The organism is Streptomyces sp. NPDC028314 (assembly GCF_055565795.1).
In genome coordinates, this window is record NZ_JBVHTP010000004.1 from 521,034 (window position 1) to 535,497 (window position 14,464).

16 protein-coding genes are annotated in these 14,464 nt (G+C 72.1%); 6 read left to right on the forward strand and 10 right to left on the reverse strand.

From position 1 onward, the window contains the following. Positions 1–49: 49 nt before the first annotated feature. Positions 50–472 carry a MarR family winged helix-turn-helix transcriptional regulator gene (locus ACZ4TG_RS13265; protein WP_468162058.1) on the reverse strand — a complete coding sequence of 141 codons (423 nt, stop codon included), beginning with the start codon at positions 470–472 and terminating at the stop codon, positions 50–52. A gap of 99 nt (positions 473–571) precedes the next feature. Here ACZ4TG_RS13265 and ACZ4TG_RS13270 point away from each other — a divergent pair, with 99 nt between their 5' ends. The 3 genes from ACZ4TG_RS13270 to ACZ4TG_RS13280 all read left to right on the forward strand — a co-directional run bounded on the left by ACZ4TG_RS13270 (position 572) and on the right by ACZ4TG_RS13280 (position 3,041). Then, positions 572–1,594: an NADP-dependent oxidoreductase gene (locus tag ACZ4TG_RS13270; protein WP_468162059.1), complete on the forward strand. Its 1,023-nt coding sequence runs from the start codon at positions 572–574 to the stop codon at positions 1,592–1,594. 65 nt (positions 1,595–1,659) lie between these two features. Further along, on the forward strand, positions 1,660–2,082 hold the full coding sequence (locus ACZ4TG_RS13275; RefSeq protein ID WP_468162060.1) for an organic hydroperoxide resistance protein: 423 nt from the start codon (positions 1,660–1,662) through the stop codon (positions 2,080–2,082). 68 nt (positions 2,083–2,150) lie between these two features. Continuing rightward, positions 2,151–3,041: an EI24 domain-containing protein gene (locus ACZ4TG_RS13280; RefSeq protein ID WP_468162061.1), complete on the forward strand. Its 891-nt coding sequence runs from the start codon at positions 2,151–2,153 to the stop codon at positions 3,039–3,041. An 18-nt stretch (positions 3,042–3,059) separates the two neighbouring features. Here ACZ4TG_RS13280 and ACZ4TG_RS13285 read toward each other — a convergent pair whose 3' ends face one another. Continuing rightward, the gene (locus ACZ4TG_RS13285; protein WP_468162062.1) at positions 3,060–3,959 is read right to left on the reverse strand and encodes an NAD(P)-dependent oxidoreductase; all 900 of its coding nucleotides are present in this window, start codon (positions 3,957–3,959) and stop codon (positions 3,060–3,062) included. A gap of 96 nt (positions 3,960–4,055) precedes the next feature. Here ACZ4TG_RS13285 and ACZ4TG_RS13290 point away from each other — a divergent pair, with 96 nt between their 5' ends. Then, positions 4,056–4,394 (forward strand): winged helix-turn-helix transcriptional regulator, encoded by a 339-nt coding sequence (locus ACZ4TG_RS13290; RefSeq protein ID WP_468162063.1) that lies wholly within the window; start codon positions 4,056–4,058, stop codon positions 4,392–4,394. Between the two features lie 16 nt (positions 4,395–4,410). Here the strand turns inward: ACZ4TG_RS13290 and ACZ4TG_RS13295 are convergent, their stop codons facing one another. The 3 genes from ACZ4TG_RS13295 to ACZ4TG_RS13305 form a co-directional block, all read right to left on the reverse strand. Then, entirely contained in the window at positions 4,411–5,049 is a 639-nt protein-coding gene (locus tag ACZ4TG_RS13295; RefSeq protein WP_468162064.1) for a CatB-related O-acetyltransferase, read from the reverse strand. After that, the gene (locus ACZ4TG_RS13300) at positions 5,046–5,759 is read right to left on the reverse strand and encodes a carbon-nitrogen hydrolase family protein (RefSeq protein ID WP_468162065.1); all 714 of its coding nucleotides are present in this window, start codon (positions 5,757–5,759) and stop codon (positions 5,046–5,048) included. The genes ACZ4TG_RS13295 and ACZ4TG_RS13300 overlap by 4 nt, the downstream gene beginning before the upstream one ends. 97 nt (positions 5,760–5,856) lie before the next feature. Then, the gene (locus ACZ4TG_RS13305; RefSeq protein ID WP_468162066.1) at positions 5,857–6,441 is read right to left on the reverse strand and encodes a TetR/AcrR family transcriptional regulator; all 585 of its coding nucleotides are present in this window, start codon (positions 6,439–6,441) and stop codon (positions 5,857–5,859) included. A gap of 173 nt (positions 6,442–6,614) precedes the next feature. Here ACZ4TG_RS13305 and ACZ4TG_RS13310 point away from each other — a divergent pair, with 173 nt between their 5' ends. Continuing rightward, a complete protein-coding gene (locus ACZ4TG_RS13310; RefSeq protein ID WP_468162067.1) occupies positions 6,615–9,053 on the forward strand; it encodes a beta-glucosidase in 2,439 nt (812 codons plus the stop codon). Between the two features lie 76 nt (positions 9,054–9,129). On the opposite strand, the gene ACZ4TG_RS13315 is transcribed toward ACZ4TG_RS13310, so the two are convergent. Then, positions 9,130–10,026: an SGNH/GDSL hydrolase family protein gene (locus ACZ4TG_RS13315; protein ID WP_468162068.1), complete on the reverse strand. Its 897-nt coding sequence runs from the start codon at positions 10,024–10,026 to the stop codon at positions 9,130–9,132. Positions 10,027–10,275: 249 nt separating this feature from the next. Here ACZ4TG_RS13315 and ACZ4TG_RS13320 point away from each other — a divergent pair, with 249 nt between their 5' ends. Beyond that, a complete protein-coding gene (locus tag ACZ4TG_RS13320) occupies positions 10,276–10,770 on the forward strand; it encodes a DUF3145 domain-containing protein (RefSeq protein ID WP_054222907.1) in 495 nt (164 codons plus the stop codon). Between the two features lie 89 nt (positions 10,771–10,859). Here the strand turns inward: ACZ4TG_RS13320 and fabF are convergent, their stop codons facing one another. The 4 genes from fabF to ACZ4TG_RS13340 all read right to left on the reverse strand — a co-directional run bounded on the left by fabF (position 10,860) and on the right by ACZ4TG_RS13340 (position 14,462). Then, positions 10,860–12,137, reverse strand: a complete 1,278-nt coding sequence (gene fabF / locus ACZ4TG_RS13325) for a beta-ketoacyl-ACP synthase II (protein WP_468162069.1) — start codon at positions 12,135–12,137, stop codon at positions 10,860–10,862. A 79-nt stretch (positions 12,138–12,216) separates the two neighbouring features. Then, positions 12,217–12,465, reverse strand: coding sequence for an acyl carrier protein (locus ACZ4TG_RS13330; RefSeq protein WP_468162070.1), 249 nt, complete (start codon positions 12,463–12,465; stop codon positions 12,217–12,219). A 55-nt stretch (positions 12,466–12,520) separates the two neighbouring features. Continuing rightward, positions 12,521–13,525 carry a beta-ketoacyl-ACP synthase 3 gene (locus ACZ4TG_RS13335; RefSeq protein ID WP_468162071.1) on the reverse strand — a complete coding sequence of 335 codons (1,005 nt, stop codon included), beginning with the start codon at positions 13,523–13,525 and terminating at the stop codon, positions 12,521–12,523. Between the two features lie 19 nt (positions 13,526–13,544). Further along, positions 13,545–14,462: an ACP S-malonyltransferase gene (locus tag ACZ4TG_RS13340; protein WP_468162072.1), complete on the reverse strand. Its 918-nt coding sequence runs from the start codon at positions 14,460–14,462 to the stop codon at positions 13,545–13,547. Positions 14,463–14,464 lie beyond the last annotated feature (2 nt).

Here is a 14,464-nt window from a genome sequence, read left to right on the forward strand (position 1 = left end):
TGACGCGGCGGGCGGTTTGACGCGGCGGGCGGTTTGACGGGTCGGGCGGTCAGCCCAGCATCCGCCTGAGCAGGTCCCGCAGCGCCGTCCGCTCCTCGGTGGACAGGCCGGCCAGCGGCTCGCGCGCGAAGTCCAGCGACTCCCGCAGCCGGTCCGCGGTCTGGAGCCCCTCCTCGGTGGCGGCGGCCAGTTTCACCCGGCGGTCGGCCGGGTCCGGGCGGCGCTCGACCAGGCCGCGGGACTCCAGGCGGTCCACGATGCCGGTCACGTTCGAGGGCTCGCACTTCAGCTTCTGCGCGATCTTGCGCATGGCCGTGGGCTCCAGGGACAGCAGGTTCAGGACCCGGGCCTGGGCGCCGGTGAGCTGGTGGCTCGCGGCGGCGTGCTCGTACTCCTCGTGGTAGCGGGCCACGACGTCGCCGATGAGCTCGACGACCTCAAGGGTCAGTGGGTCTGCGCGACGACTGGGCATGGAACCAGCGTACCCATTTACTTGACAACATGAAATATCCAGGCGCATGGTTGTTTCACCTTGTGAAGCATTTCTTCCCATGAGCATCTGGAGTGCCCCATGTCTGAGATCCCCGCCGTGAGCCGCGAGTGGCACCTCGTCCGCCGCCCGCAGGGCTGGCCCGTCGCCGAGGACTTCGCCCTGCGCGAGGTGCCGGTGAACGCGGACCCCGCGCCCGGCCGGATCCTGGTCCGCAACCTGCACATGTCCGTGGACCCGTACATGCGCGGCCGGATGAACGACGTGAAGTCGTACGTGCCGCCCTTCCAGCTGGACAAGCCGATGGACGGCGGAGCGGTCGGCGAGGTCGTCGCCTCGGCCGACGAGCGCTTCGCGGTCGGCGACCACGTCCTGCACGGCCTGGGCTGGCGCGAGTACGCGGACCTGGACGCCAAGCACGCCACCAAGGTCGACGCGGCGCTCGCCCCCCTCTCCGCCTACCTCGGCGTGCTCGGCATGCCGGGCCTGACCGCCTACGCGGGCCTCTTCGAGGTCGCCTCCTTCAAGGAGGGCGACTCGGTCTTCGTCTCCGGCGCGGCGGGCGCGGTCGGCAGCCTGGTCGGCCAGTTCGCGAAGATCAAGGGCGCTTCCCGGGTGATCGGCTCGGCCGGCTCGGACGAGAAGGTGACGCTCCTCACGGAGAAGTACGGCTTCGACGCCGCCTTCAACTACAAGAACGCCCCCGTCGCCGAGCAGCTGAAGGAGGCCGCGCCCGAGGGCATCGACGTCTACTTCGACAACGTCGGCGGGGACCACCTGGAAGCCGCCATCTCCTCCCTCAAGGTGCACGGCCGGGCCACCCTGTGCGGGGCGATCGCCCAGTACAACGACACCGAGCCCGCCGCCGGCCCGCGCAACCTCGTGCAGGTCATCGGCAAGCGGCTGCGCCTGCAGGGCGTCCTGGTCGGGGACCACGCCGGGATCCAGAACCAGTTCGTCCAGGACGTGGCCGGCTGGCTGCGCTCCGGGGAGCTCCGCTACGACGAGACGGTGGTCGAGGGCGTGCAGAACGCGGCCGACGCCTTCCTCGGAATGCTGCGCGGTGAGAACACCGGAAAGATGATCGTTTCCTTCACCGGTTAGGCTCACTGCACACCGTCGTGATCGTGGGCGCGAGTCACGGCGATTTACCAGGAGGATCTTCTTACATGTCCATCCAGCAGTCCGACGTTCTCTACACCGCCGTCGCCACCGCCGAGAACGGCCGTGACGGTCGCGTCGCCACCAACGACGGTCAGCTCGACGTCGTCGTGAACCCGCCGAAGGAGATGGGCGGCAGCGGCGCCGGCACCAACCCGGAGCAGCTCTTCGCCGCCGGCTACAGCGCCTGCTTCCAGGGTGCGCTCGGTGTCGTCGCCCGCAACGAGAACGCCGACGTCTCCGGCGCCACGGTCACCGCCGAGGTCGGCATCGGCAAGAACGACGAGGGCTTCGGCATCATCGTCAAGATCTCCGCCTCGATCCCGAACGTGGACGCCGCCACCGCCAAGGACCTCATCGAGAAGGCCCACCAGGTCTGCCCGTACTCCAAGGCGACCCGCGGCAACATCACGGTCGAGCTGGCCGTCTGATCCGCACCCTGCCGCAGCGGAGGCCGCACCCCCTCAAGGGGGTGCGGCCTTCGCCGTAAACTGCCCGCATGCGTGATTTTGCGGGGGGATTCCGGTACTTGCTCGCCGGACAGCGTTGGGTGTTCGCACACGGCCGCTGGCTGGGCTTCGGTCTGCTGCCGGGGCTCCTGGCCCTGGTGCTGTACGCCGGCGCCCTGATCGGGCTCGGCTACGGCGCCGACGACTTCACCACCTGGCTGACCCCCTTCGCCGACGACTGGGGCTCGCCCTGGCTGGGGCTCTTCCGGGGCTTCCTGACCACGCTGGTCTTCGGCCTCGGGATCTTCCTCGCGGTGATCACCTTCACCGCCGTGACGCTGCTGGTCGGCCAGCCCTTCTACGAGTCCCTGTCGGAGCAGGTCGACCGCACCGAGGGCGGCGAGGTCCCCGAGTCCGGGCGCACCCTGTGGCAGGACCTGTGGATCTCCGCCCGGGACAGCGTGCGGCTGCTGGGCCGGGTGGTGCTGTACGGGATCCTGCTGTTCGCCCTCGGGTTCATCCCGGTGATCGGGCAGACCGTGGTCCCGGCGATCGGGTTCTGCGTCTCCGGCTACTTCCTCACCCAGGAGCTCACCTCGGTCGCCTTCCAGCGGCGCCGGGTCGACCTCGACGAGCAGCTGGCGCTGCTGCGGGCCCGGCGGGGGCTGGCGCTCGGGTTCGGGGTGCCGCTGGTGCTGGTGTTCCTGATCCCGCTGGTGGCGGTGTTCCTGATGCCGGGCGCGGTGGCGGGGGCGACCCTGATGGCCCGCGACCTGGTGGGGGAGTCCGCCGACGGGGAGGGCGCGGAGGGCGCGGAGGGCGCCGGGGGCGCGGGGGAGGATGCGCCGGCCGAGGGGCCCGCCCAGGCGCGGGCCCAGGCTGCCCCGGCCCATGCCCCGGCCCCGGTTTCCGGCTTCGGGCCGCCGCCCTCGTACTCGTAGGGCGTCCTCAGGGGCCGCCTACCGTGCCCCGCGCCGCAGCAGGGTGATCGCCCCCACCGTGTCCTCGCCCGCGTGGGCTGCCGGATCGGCATCGAGCCGCTCCCGCATCAGGTCCAGGTACGGGGAGATCAGCTCGGTGCTGACCCCCTGGTCCTCGGCGGTGCGCAGCAGGGTGCCGCTGGCCGCGACCTGCATGGCCAGGTTGGAGACCACCCCGGTGGTGAAGTCCCGCGAGGTCAGCCGTTCGGCGGCGTTCCCGACGAAGAACCCCATGGCGCCCAGCCATTCGGACAGCAGCGGGGACAGGTCCTTGGGGGCGATGTCCTCGCCCTCGATCAGCGCGTAGGCGTGGGAGATCCCGGCGAACAGCCCCGTCATCGCGCTCAGCAGCGCCACGTCGTGCAGGGCCGCGTGCCCGGCGTCCTCGCCGACGAAGCGGGCGCCCACCGGAACCTCCAGGATGCCCCGGTGGGTCTCGAACAGGCCGCGCGAGCCGCTGTAGAAGACGTAGCCCCCGGCCTCGGGGACGCCGATCATCGTCGGGGTGGCCATGATCCCGGCGTCCACGAACCGGGCCCCGCGCTCCTCGGCCCAGGCGGCCCGCGCCCGGCCCTCGGCGGGCGTGCCGGTGGTGAGGTTCACCAGGTCCTTGCCGGTCAGGTCGAGGCCGTCCAGGGTGGCGCCGATGGAGGCGTCGTCGAGCAGGCAGAGGACGACCAGGCCGTTGGCGGCCACCGCCTCGGCCGGGCTCGCGGCGACGTGCGCCCCTTCGGCGGCCAGGGCTTCGGCCTTGGCGGCGGTGCGGTTCCAGACGGTCAGGGGGTGCCCGGCGGCGAGCCAGGTGCGGGCGAGGGCGGTGCCCATGTCACCGAGTCCGAGCAGGGTGAGCGGGGGCTTCTTCGTGTGCTTGTCGGTCATGGCGTTTAGCCTGGTGGCAGGCCGTGAGGCGCTCAAGTACGCACTTCGGGGTGGGTGGTTACCCCCAGGTGAGCGAGCAGGTGGGAGGGGTGCGCGATGTCGGTGACACGAAGGCCCGGTGCGGATCACTGCGGGATCGCCGCGGCGATGTCCGTGATCGACGGCAAATGGAAGGTCTCGCTCCTGTGGGAGCTGGAGCGTTGCCCGCGCCGCCGCTTCGGCGAGCTGCGCCGGCTGGTCCCGGGGGTCTCGGAGAAGGTGCTCGCGGCCCAGCTGCGCGAGCTGGAGACGGACGGCATCGTCCACCGCGAGGTCTACGACGAGGTCCCGCCCCGCGTGGAGTACTCCCTGACCCCGCTGGGGCAGGAACTGAACGCGGCCCTGGCCTCCCTCGGGGAATGGGGAACCAGACACCTGCTGCCCGCCCCGGCGTGACGCGGGGGCCCGGGGGTCACGGCGCGGCGGCCTCCAGGGCGTCCACGCTGCCCGACATGACGGTGCGCACGTGCCGGGTGAGGTGCTCGGCCGGCCAGTCCCACCAGGCGACCGCGAGCAGCCGGGCCACGTCCGCCCCGTCGTAGCGGGTGCGGATCAGCCGGGCCGGGTTGCCGCCGACGATGCCGTAGTCCGGTACGTCCTCCACCACCACCGCGCCGGAGGCGATCACGGCGCCGTGGCCGATGCGGACCCCCGGCATCACCATCGCGCCGTGCCCGAACCAGACGTCGTTGCCGACCACGGTGTCCCCGCGGCCCGGCAGCGCGGTGATGAGGTCGACGTGCTCGGCCCAGGCGCCGCCCATGATGGGGAACGGGAACGTCGAGGGGCCGTCCATCCGGTGGTTGGCGCCGTTCATGATGAACCGCACGCCCGTGCCCAGGGCGCAGAACTTCCCGATGACGAGCTTCTCCGGCCCGTAGTGGTAGAGCACGTTGCGGGTCTCGAACGCCGTCGCGTCGTCCGGGTCGTCGTAGTACGAGTACGCCCCCACCTCGATCAGCGGGGACTTCACCAGCGGCTGGAGCAGCACCACGCGCGGCTGCCCCGGCACGGGGTGCAGCACCGAGGGGTCGGGCGGGACGGGGCTCACGCGGCCACCTCCGCCGTCGCCACCGAGGGGGTGCGGTCGTCCGCCTCGGCCAGCGGCGTCCCGTCCGGGGCCCATACGGCGGCCCCGCCGCAGCCGGTCCACGGGCCGGCCGGACCGACGTGGTTGGCGAGGACCACGTACAGGCCGTGCTCCTTCGCGATCGCCGGATGGAGCGCGGCCCGTTCCTCGATGCCGCCGCCCGTCCCGTAGAGCGAGCTCGCCAGGTGCACGGTGCAGCCGTCGGCCGCGCCCCGGCCGGGCAGTTCGGGGAAGTGGTTGTCGAAGCAGACGCCCAGGGAGAAGCGGATCCCGCCGAGTTCGAAGCGGCCGTCGGCGGTGCCCGGCGCGAACACGCCCTGCTCGTGCTGGAAGAGGTGCTGCTTGGCGTACGTCGCCACGTGCGCGCCGTCCGCGTCGTGGACCAGGGTCGCCAGAGCCGGCAGCGGCCCGTCGGTGCGCAGCGCGACGTTGACCGCGGTGGCGATCCCGGCCGAGCGCACGGGGTCCAGCCTGGGGTCCTGCGCATCGGCGAGCCACAGCCCCGGGTCGGCGGTCAGGGCCTCGATCTCGTAGCCGGTCAGGCAGAGTTCGGGGAAGACGACGAGCTCGGCGCCCTGCTCGCGGGCCTCGGCCGCGAGGGCGGCCACCCGGGCGGTGTTGGCGGTGATGTCGGCCGGTACACAGGTCATTTGGGCTGCGGCGATCTTCATGCGCCCAGGATGCCAAACCCTGGACGCGAAGGCCCCCGCCCCCCGGCCCCCCGGCCCCCGCCCCCCGGCCCCCCGCCCCCCGGCCCCCGGCCGCCGCCTACGGAGTCGCGGGGGCGGCGCCTCGTAGCAGCGTCAGGAACGAGCGGAACGCGGCCGGCATGTCCACCGACTCCGGGGCGAGCAGCCACTGGTACTGGAGCCCGTCCATCACCGCCGTCAGCAGGGGCGCCGCCTGCTCCGGGGTCAGCCCCGAGGGCAGCCGGTCCCCGAACTCGGCGCGCAGCACGGCGGCCATCTCGCCCCGGACCTGCGCGTACCGCTCGGTGAAGAACTCCCGGGCCGGGTGCCCGTCGGTGACGCTCTCGCCCAGCAGCGCGGAGAAGGTCTGGACGATGCCGGGGCGCATCGCGTTGTACTCCACCAGCGAGGCCAGCAGATCCAGCCGCCAGGTGCCGGCCGAGGCCCGGGAGCCGCCGCCGGTGTCCCAGCGGTCGCGCTCCTCCAGCACCGCGACGAGCAGCGCCTCCTTGGTCGGGAAGTAGTGCAGCAGCCCCTGCTGGGTCAGGCCCACCCGCTCCGCGACGGCCACCAGGGACGCGCCCCGGTAGCCGCGCTCCGCGATCACCTCGACCGCCGCGCGGACGATGTCGCCGCGCCGTTCCTCGCTCCTCGCCCTGGCCATCGCCCGGCACCCCTTCCGATTCGCGCCCCTGTCAGGACCGTACGCGATCCATGTATCACGAAGACATAACGAACCCTACCGTTCACCAGGTAACCGGTCCACGATGGGGGCACCGCGCCGCACCGCGCAACCGCACGCACCGCACGCACCGCACTCGATGAGGAGGCACGGCCGTGACCGATGCCGATCAGGTCCGCAACGACGCCGTAGAAGCGGCACTGGGCAAGCTCGACCTCGACGCCAAGGCCCGGCTGCTGGCCGGCCAGGACATGTGGTCCCTGCCCGCCGTCCCCGGGATCGGGCTGGAGTCCCTGGTCATGTCCGACGGGCCCATCGGGGTACGCGGCGTGCGCTGGACCGCCGACGACCCGTCCATCGCCCTGCCCTCCCCGACCGCGCTCGCCGCGGCCTGGGACCCCGCACTCGCCCGCCGGGCCGGCCGGCTCCTGGCCCAGGAAGCCCGCCGCAAGGGCGTCCACGTCCTCCTCGCCCCCACCGTCAACCTGCACCGCTCCCCGCTCGGCGGCCGGCACTTCGAGTGCTACTCCGAGGACCCGTACCTCACCGGAGCCATCGGCAGCGGTTACGTGAACGGGGTCCAGGACGGCGGGGTCGGCACCACCGTCAAGCACTTCGTCGGCAACGACGCCGAGACCGAGCGGTTCACCGTCGACAGCGTGATCGCCCCGCGCCCGCTGCGCGAGCTGTACCTGGCGCCCTTCGAGGCCATCGTCGCCAACGCCCACCCGTGGGGCATCATGACCGCCTACAACCAGGTCAACGGCACGACTATGACCGAGCACCAGTACCTGGTCAACGAGGTCCTGCGCGCCGAGTGGGGCTTCGACGGCTACAACGTCTCCGACTGGATGGCCGCCCGCTCCACCACCGGCGACATCCTCGGCGGCCTCGACGTGGCCATGCCCGGCCCGCAGACCGTCTACGGACCCGCCCTCGCCGAGGCCGTCCGGGCCGGAGAGGTCCCCGAGTCCGCCGTCGACGCGGCCGTACGCAACGTCCTGCGGCTCGCCGCCCGCGTCGGCATCCTGGAGGGCGCCCCGGCCGTCGTCACCGGGACCCCGCCCGCGATCGACGGACAGGCCCTGGCCCGCGAGATCGCCGCCCGCGGCTTCGTCCTCGTACGCAACGAGAACGGCGCGCTGCCGCTGGACGCCGGCGCCGGCCGCACCGTCGCGCTCATCGGCGCCGCCGCCCGCGACGCCCGCGTCCTCGGCGGCGGATCCGCCACCGTCTTCCCCGAGCGGATCGTCTCCCCGCTCGACGGGCTCACCGCGGCCCTGCCGCAGGGGGCGCTCACCTTCGCCGTCGGCGCCGACCCCAGCGAGGAACTCGCCCCCGCAGACAAGGGCTTCGAGCTGCGCGCCGTGTGCCGCGACGCCTCCGGAGCCGTCCTCGGCGAGGGCAGCCTGCCGACCGGCCAGGTCCAGTGGATCGGCGACGACCTGCCCGAGGGCGCCACGTACGAGACCATGGCGAGCATCGAGGTGACCGGTACGTACGTGCCGCGCGAGAGCGGCGAGCACGCCTTCGGCACCCGCGGGCTCGGCGCCTTCACCCTCGCCGTCGGCGGACGGACCCTCTGGGAGGGCGTCCAGGAGATGGGCGACGAGGCCGACCCCTTCGAGGCCTTCTTCGGAGCCCCCAGCGAACGCGCCCGGATCGCCCTCACCGAGGACGAGCCCGTCGAGGTCTCACTGACCTTCCAGGTCCCCGACATGACGACCCTGCCGCTCAAGGCGATCATGTTCTCGCTGCTCCACCTGGGCCCGCAGCGCGACGCCGACGAGCTGATCGCGGAGGCCGTGGCCGCCGCCCGCGCCGCCGACACCGCCGTGGTCGTCGTCGCCACCACCGAGCGCGTGGAGTCCGAGGGCTTCGACCGCACGGACCTGACCCTGCCGGGCCGCCAGAACGACCTGGTCGCAGCCGTCGCCGCCGTCAACCCGAACACCGTGGTCGTCGTCAACGCCGGTTCCCCCGTGGAACTCCCGTGGCGCGAGGACGTGGCCGCCGTACTGCTGACCTGGTTCCCCGGGCAGGAGGGCGGGGCCGCGCTGGCCGACGTGCTGTTCGGGGACGCGGAGCCGGGCGGGCGGCTGCCCACCACCTGGCCCGCGCGGTTCGCCGACGCGCCCGTCACCGAGGTCACCCCGGCCGGGGGGCGGCTGGAGTACCGCGAGGGCCTCTTCATCGGCTACCGGGCGTACGAGGCCCGGGGCGTGGCCCCCGCCTACCCGTTCGGGCACGGCCTCGGCTACACCGACTGGACGTACGAGTCCCTGGAGGTCACCGCCACCACCGCCCGGGTCCGCGTCACCAACACCGGCACCCGGACCGGCCGCGAGGTCGTCCAGGTCTACCTGGCCCCGGTCGCCGACGCGGTGGAGCGCCCGGCGAGCTGGCTGGCCGGCTTCGCCTCCGTCGAGGCGGGACCCGGCGAGAGAGTGGAGGCCGAGATCGCCCTGCCCGCCCGGGCCTTCGAGATCTGGGACGAGGACACGCGCGGCTGGACGAGGGTCGGCGGAGCCTACGAGGTCCGCGCGAGCCACGCGCACGGCGACACGCGGCTCACGGCCACGCTCGCCGTCTGAGCGGACATGGCCGGAAAACACCCATGAACCGGACCGGGGGCGGGCCCTGACACCCGCCCCCGGTCCGTACCAGCCGTCAACGCGGCGGTTCGGCCGCCGTCACCTGTCGGTGCGCGAGTTCCGCCAGCCGCGCCTGCCCGTCGCGGCCCGGGTGGAAGAAGTCCCAGCGGCTCAACTGCTCCGTGGAGAAGGGGTACTGGAACACGGCCCCGCCGTCGTAGCGGCACAGGGCGTCCTTCGCGCAGACCTCGCGCAGTACCTCGTTGTACTCGACCACCCGCGCCCGCACCTGCTCGCGCCGCGACGTCGCACCGGTCGCGATCGACAGCGGTTCGGCCAGCATCGACTGGCAGATCCCCAGCTTCCACACCTGCCGCACCATCGGCTGGTCCTTGCCCTGCTCCCACAGCCGCTGGAGGTCCGGCACGGAGGAGACGTACACCTGGGAGGCGGGCGACGCGGCCCGCAGACCGGCCAGCGCCTGCTCGAAGCCGGACCGGAAATCCGCCACCGCGGTCATCGACGAAGCCAGCGGCCGGCAGGCGTCGTTCGAGCCCACCATCACCGTGACCAGGGCGGGCTTGTGCTCCGCCGCCGAGGCGAGCTGCCCCGGCAGGTCCGCCATGCGCGAGCCCGTCACCGCGTAGTTCCAGCTGCGCGCGGGCGCCTGCGACTGACCGAGCAGGCGCGTCGCCAGGGAGGCCACCTGGGGATCGCTGCCGGTGGCCCAGGAGACCTCCGGGCAGTCCGCCAGCACCGAACAGGCGTCGAAGCCACGCGTGATGGAGTCGCCCACGGCCGCGACGGAGTCGGGCGCGGTGTTCCACCGGGGGCCGGCCTGCGCCCCCCGCTCGCCCCCGGCCGGCGAACCACCCCCGTCACACCCTGTGACCGCCCCGGCCAGTACGGCGGCCGTCGCGATCGCGCCCGTCAGCGTCCGACGCGCGCGGCGGCGTGGAGCGGTGGTGCCCATCGGGTGGTCCCTCCCTCGTCGCCCCGCGTCCTTGCGGGGCGTCCTGCTGAGTGAATGCTCTGTGTCTACGGGGTTTGGAGCGACCGTACGTCACACCAGGACCCCTGGCGCACGGTAGCTTTTTCCCGTGGCGTTTCGGCCGCAAGTCCCGCAACGCAATGTCAGATCATTTCCGTTAGATTACTTCTCGTCACAAACTGTCCGTTTTCTGGAGTTTATTCCTGACCTCGTCCCACACTGGAGGTCCCGGTGACGACACGTGGAGTTCTGTACGTGCATTCCGCACCGCGCGCGCTCTGCCCGCACGTGGAATGGGCTGTTGCGGGCGTGCTCGGGGTGCGGGTGAACCTCGACTGGATCAGGCAGCCCGCCTCCCCCGGCACCTGGAGAGCCGAGTTCTCCTGGCAGGCCGAAGCGGGCACCGCCTCGAAACTCGCCTCCGCCCTGCGCGGCTGGCACCTGCTGCGCTTCGAGGTGACCGCGGAGCCCTGCCCCACCGCCGAGGGCGAGCGCTACAGCTCCACCCCGGAGCTCGGCATCTTCCACGCCGTCACCGGGATGCACGGTGACATCCTGATCCCCGAGGACCGGCTGCGCGCCGCGCTCGCCCGGTCGGCCCTCGGCGAGACCGACCTGGAGGCCGAGATCGCCAAGCTGCTCGGCAAGCCCTGGGACGACGAGCTGGAGCCCTTCCGCTACGCGGGCGAGGGCGCCCCGGTCCGCTGGCTCCACCAGGTGGTCTGAGCCGGGCCTGGTCTGAGCCGGGCCCCCGACGCAGGAAAGGCCCACCCGGACACCGGGTGGGCCTTTCCTGCGTTCCAGGTCCGGGCGGACTACACGCTGCGGAAGGCCAGCGTGACGTTGTGGCCGCCGAAGCCGAAGGAGTTGTTGATCGCGGAGATCGGCATGCCGACGGGGAGCTTGCGCGGCTCGCCCCGGACGATGTCCGCGTTGATGTCCTCGTCCAGGTCGTCGACGTTGATCGTCGGCGGGGCGATCCGGTGGTACAGCGCCAGCACGGTCGCCACGGTCTCGATGCCGCCGGCACCGCCCAGCAGGTGACCGGTCATCGACTTGGTCGCGGAGATCGCGATGTGGTCGAGGTCGTCGCCCAGGACCTTGCGCAGGGCCTTCAGCTCGGCCGTGTCACCCTGCGGGGTGGACGTGGCGTGCGCGTTCAGGTGGACCAGCTCGGCCGGGTCGAGGCCCGTGTTGTCCAGCAGGTTCTGCATCGCGGCGGCGACACCGCGACCGGTGGGCTCGGGCTGCGCGATGTGGTGGCTGTCCGCGGACAGACCCTGGCCCAGCACCTCGCAGTAGACCCGGGCGCCGCGCGCGGCGGCGTGCTCGGCGGACTCCAGGATCACGACACCGGCGCCCTCGCCGAGGACGAAGCCGTCACGGGCCTTGTCGTACGGGCGCGAGGCCTGCTCGGGGTGCTCGTTGTTCTTGGACATCGCCATCATGTTGGCGAACGCGGCGATCGGCAGCGGGTGGATCGCCGCCTCGGTGCCGCCGGCGACGACCACGTCGGCACGGCCGGTACGGATCATCTCGACCGCGTACCCGATGGCCTCGGCGCCCGAGGCACAGGCGCTGACCGGGGTGTGGACGCCCGCTCGGGCGTTCACCTCCAGGCCGACGTTGGCCGAGGGGCCGTTCGGCATGAGCATGGGGACGGTGTGCGGGGAAACCCGGCGCACACCCTTTTCCTTCAGTACGTCGTACTGGTCGAGCAGGGTCGTTACGCCGCCGATGCCGGAGGCGATCACGGTGCCCAGTCGCTCGGGCGCGACGGAGGCGCCCGTCTCGGTCTCCTCGCCGGCCGGAGCGGTGTAACCCGCGTCCGCCCAGGCCTCACGGGCCGCGATGACGGCGAACTGGGCGGAACGGTCGAGCTTGCGGGCCAGCGGGCGAGGCAGGACCTCGCTCGGGTCCACGGCGGCCTGAGCGGCGATACGGACCGGCAGTTCGGCGAAGCGCTCGCCCTCCAGGGGCGATACGCCGGAACGGCCGGCAAGCAGACCTTCCCAGGTCGAAGCGCTGTCGCCACCCAGCGGAGTGGTTGCGCCGATACCGGTGACGACCACGGTGCGATTGGTCGGGCTCACAGGAATTCTTTCTCCACGTCTAAGGGGGTGCTGAATTGTCACGGCGCCACCGCCAGGTGGCGACAAACGCTCGTCAGGCTCAGGCCTGGTTCTTCAGGATGTAGTCCGCGGCGTCGCCGACCGTCTTGAGGTTCTTGACGTCCTCGTCCGGGATCTTGACGTCGAAGCGCTCTTCGGCGGCGACGACGACCTCGACCATGGACAGCGAGTCGACGTCCAGGTCGTCGGTGAAGGACTTGTCCGTCTGGACGTCCTCGGTCGGGATGCCCGCGATCTCGTTGACGATCTCCGCGAGACCCTCGACGATCTCTTCCTGCGTGGCGGCCATGTGGCGCTCCTTCTATAGCTAACTGGATGTTCGGGCAGGGAAAACGATCCCGGCCCTAGGGGAGGGTAACGACCGTCGCGGCGTAGACGAGTCCCGCCCCGAAGCCGATGACGAGCGCGGTGTCGCCGCTCTTCGCCGCACCGGTCGCCAGGAGCCGCTCCATTGCGAGCGGAATCGAGGCGGCCGAGGTGTTGCCGGTGGTCTCGATGTCACGGGCGACCGTGACGTGCTCCGGCAGCTTCAGAGTCTTCACCATCGAGTCGATGATCCGCATGTTTGCCTGGTGCGGGATGAAGACGTCCAGGTCGTCCGCGGTGATCCCGGCGGCGTCGAGCGCCTGCTGGGCCACCTTGGCCATCTCGAAGACGGCCCAGCGGAAGACCGCCTGACCCTCCTGCGTGATGGCCGGGAACTTCTCTCCGCCGTCCTTGCCGCGGTACTCGTCCCACGGCACGGTCTGCTTGATCGTCTCGGACTTGTCGCCCTCCGAACCCCACACCGTGGGGCCGATGGCCGGCTCGTCCGAAGGGCCGACGACCACGGCGCCGGCGCCGTCGCCGAACAGGAAGGCCGTCGCGCGGTCCTCCAGGTCGGTGAGGTCCGACAGCCGCTCGACACCGATGACGAGGACGTACTGCGCCGACCCCTCGACCACCAGGCCCTTGGCCAGCGTCAGACCGTAGCCGAAACCGGCGCAGCCCGCGGAGATGTCGAAGGCGGCGGGCTTGACCGCCCCGATCCGGTGCGCGATCTCGGTCGCGACGGCCGGGGTCTGCTTGAAGTGCGACACCGTGGAGACGATCACGGCGCCGATCTGCTCGGGGGACACCCCGGCATCGGCCAGCGCCTTGCCGGAGGCCTCCACCGACATGGCGGCGACGGTCTCCTGCGGGGAGGCCCAGTGCCGGGTCGCGATGCCCGAGCGCGAGCGGATCCACTCGTCGGAGGACTCGATCGTCTCCAGGATGACCTCGTTGGGCACCACGCGGACCGGGCGGTAGCCGCCCACCCCGAGGATGCGGGCGTACGGGGAGCCCTTGGCAGGCTTGATCTTCGACATGCTGTGTGGGCTCCTTCTCTCAGGCCGCGTGCTCGGCGAGGAGCGCCGCGGCCTTGTCGAGATCGTCCGGGGTCTTCAGGGCCACGCTCGGTACGCCCTTGAGCGCGCGCCTGGCCAGACCCTGCAGGGTGCCGCCGGGGGAGAGCTCGATGATCCCGGTGACGCCCAGCTCGGCGAACGTCTCCATGCACAGGTCCCAGCGGACCGGGTTGGCCACCTGGCCGACCAGGCGGGCGACAACGTCGGCGCCCGTGGTGACGACCTGACCGTCCTTGTTCGAGACGTACTTCAGCGCCGGGTCCGCCGGGCTGAGGGCCTGGGCGGCCTTCTCCAGCGTGGCGACCGCGGGCGCCATGTGGTGGGTGTGGAAGGCGCCCGCGACCTTGAGGGCGACGACCTTCATGGAGCCCTCGGGCTTGTCGGCCTCCAGAGCTGCGATCTGCTCCATCGTGCCGGCGGCCACGATCTGGCCCGCACCGTTGATGTTGGCCGGGGTCAGGCCCAGCTTCTCCAGGTGCGCGACGACCACGTCGCTCTCGCCGCCCAGGATCGCGGCCATGCCGGTCTCGGTGACGGCGGCGGCCTCGGCCATGCCGAGCCCCCGGGTGCGTACGAACGACAGCGCGTCGGCGTCGCTCAGCACGCCGGCGTACGCGGCTGCGGTGATCTCGCCGACGCTGTGGCCGGCGACGGCACCGAAGGCCGTCGGGGCGCCCAGCGCGGAAGCGGACAGCAGACCCGCCGCGACCAGCAGCGGCTGGGCCACGGCCGTGTCACGGATCTCGTCCGCGTCGGCCTTCGTGCCGTAGTGGGCAAGGTCGAGCCCGATGGCGTCGGACCACCCCGCGACGCGCTCGGCGGCGCCGGGGAGTTCGAGCCAGGGAGTCAGGAAGCCGGGCGTCTGAGCGCCTTGGCCTGGAGCGACGAGTACGAGCACCC

What these genes read in the sequence shown, in the direction of transcription:
- ACZ4TG_RS13265 (WP_468162058.1), bottom strand. Translation starts at nt 472, where the DNA reads ATGCCCAGTCGTCGCGCAGACCCACTGACCCTTGAGGTCGTCGAGCTC.
- ACZ4TG_RS13270 (WP_468162059.1), top strand. Translation starts at nt 572, where the DNA reads ATGTCTGAGATCCCCGCCGTGAGCCGCGAGTGGCACCTCGTCCGCCGC.
- ACZ4TG_RS13275 (WP_468162060.1), top strand. Translation starts at nt 1,660, where the DNA reads ATGTCCATCCAGCAGTCCGACGTTCTCTACACCGCCGTCGCCACCGCC.
- ACZ4TG_RS13280 (WP_468162061.1), top strand. Translation starts at nt 2,151, where the DNA reads ATGCGTGATTTTGCGGGGGGATTCCGGTACTTGCTCGCCGGACAGCGT.
- ACZ4TG_RS13285 (WP_468162062.1), bottom strand. Translation starts at nt 3,959, where the DNA reads ATGACCGACAAGCACACGAAGAAGCCCCCGCTCACCCTGCTCGGACTC.
- ACZ4TG_RS13290 (WP_468162063.1), top strand. Translation starts at nt 4,056, where the DNA reads ATGTCGGTGACACGAAGGCCCGGTGCGGATCACTGCGGGATCGCCGCG.
- ACZ4TG_RS13300 (WP_468162065.1), bottom strand. Translation starts at nt 5,759, where the DNA reads ATGAAGATCGCCGCAGCCCAAATGACCTGTGTACCGGCCGACATCACC.
- ACZ4TG_RS13305 (WP_468162066.1), bottom strand. Translation starts at nt 6,441, where the DNA reads ATGGCCAGGGCGAGGAGCGAGGAACGGCGCGGCGACATCGTCCGCGCG.
- ACZ4TG_RS13315 (WP_468162068.1), bottom strand. Translation starts at nt 10,026, where the DNA reads ATGGGCACCACCGCTCCACGCCGCCGCGCGCGTCGGACGCTGACGGGC.
- ACZ4TG_RS13330 (WP_468162070.1), bottom strand. Translation starts at nt 12,465, where the DNA reads ATGGCCGCCACGCAGGAAGAGATCGTCGAGGGTCTCGCGGAGATCGTC.
- ACZ4TG_RS13335 (WP_468162071.1), bottom strand. Translation starts at nt 13,525, where the DNA reads ATGTCGAAGATCAAGCCTGCCAAGGGCTCCCCGTACGCCCGCATCCTC.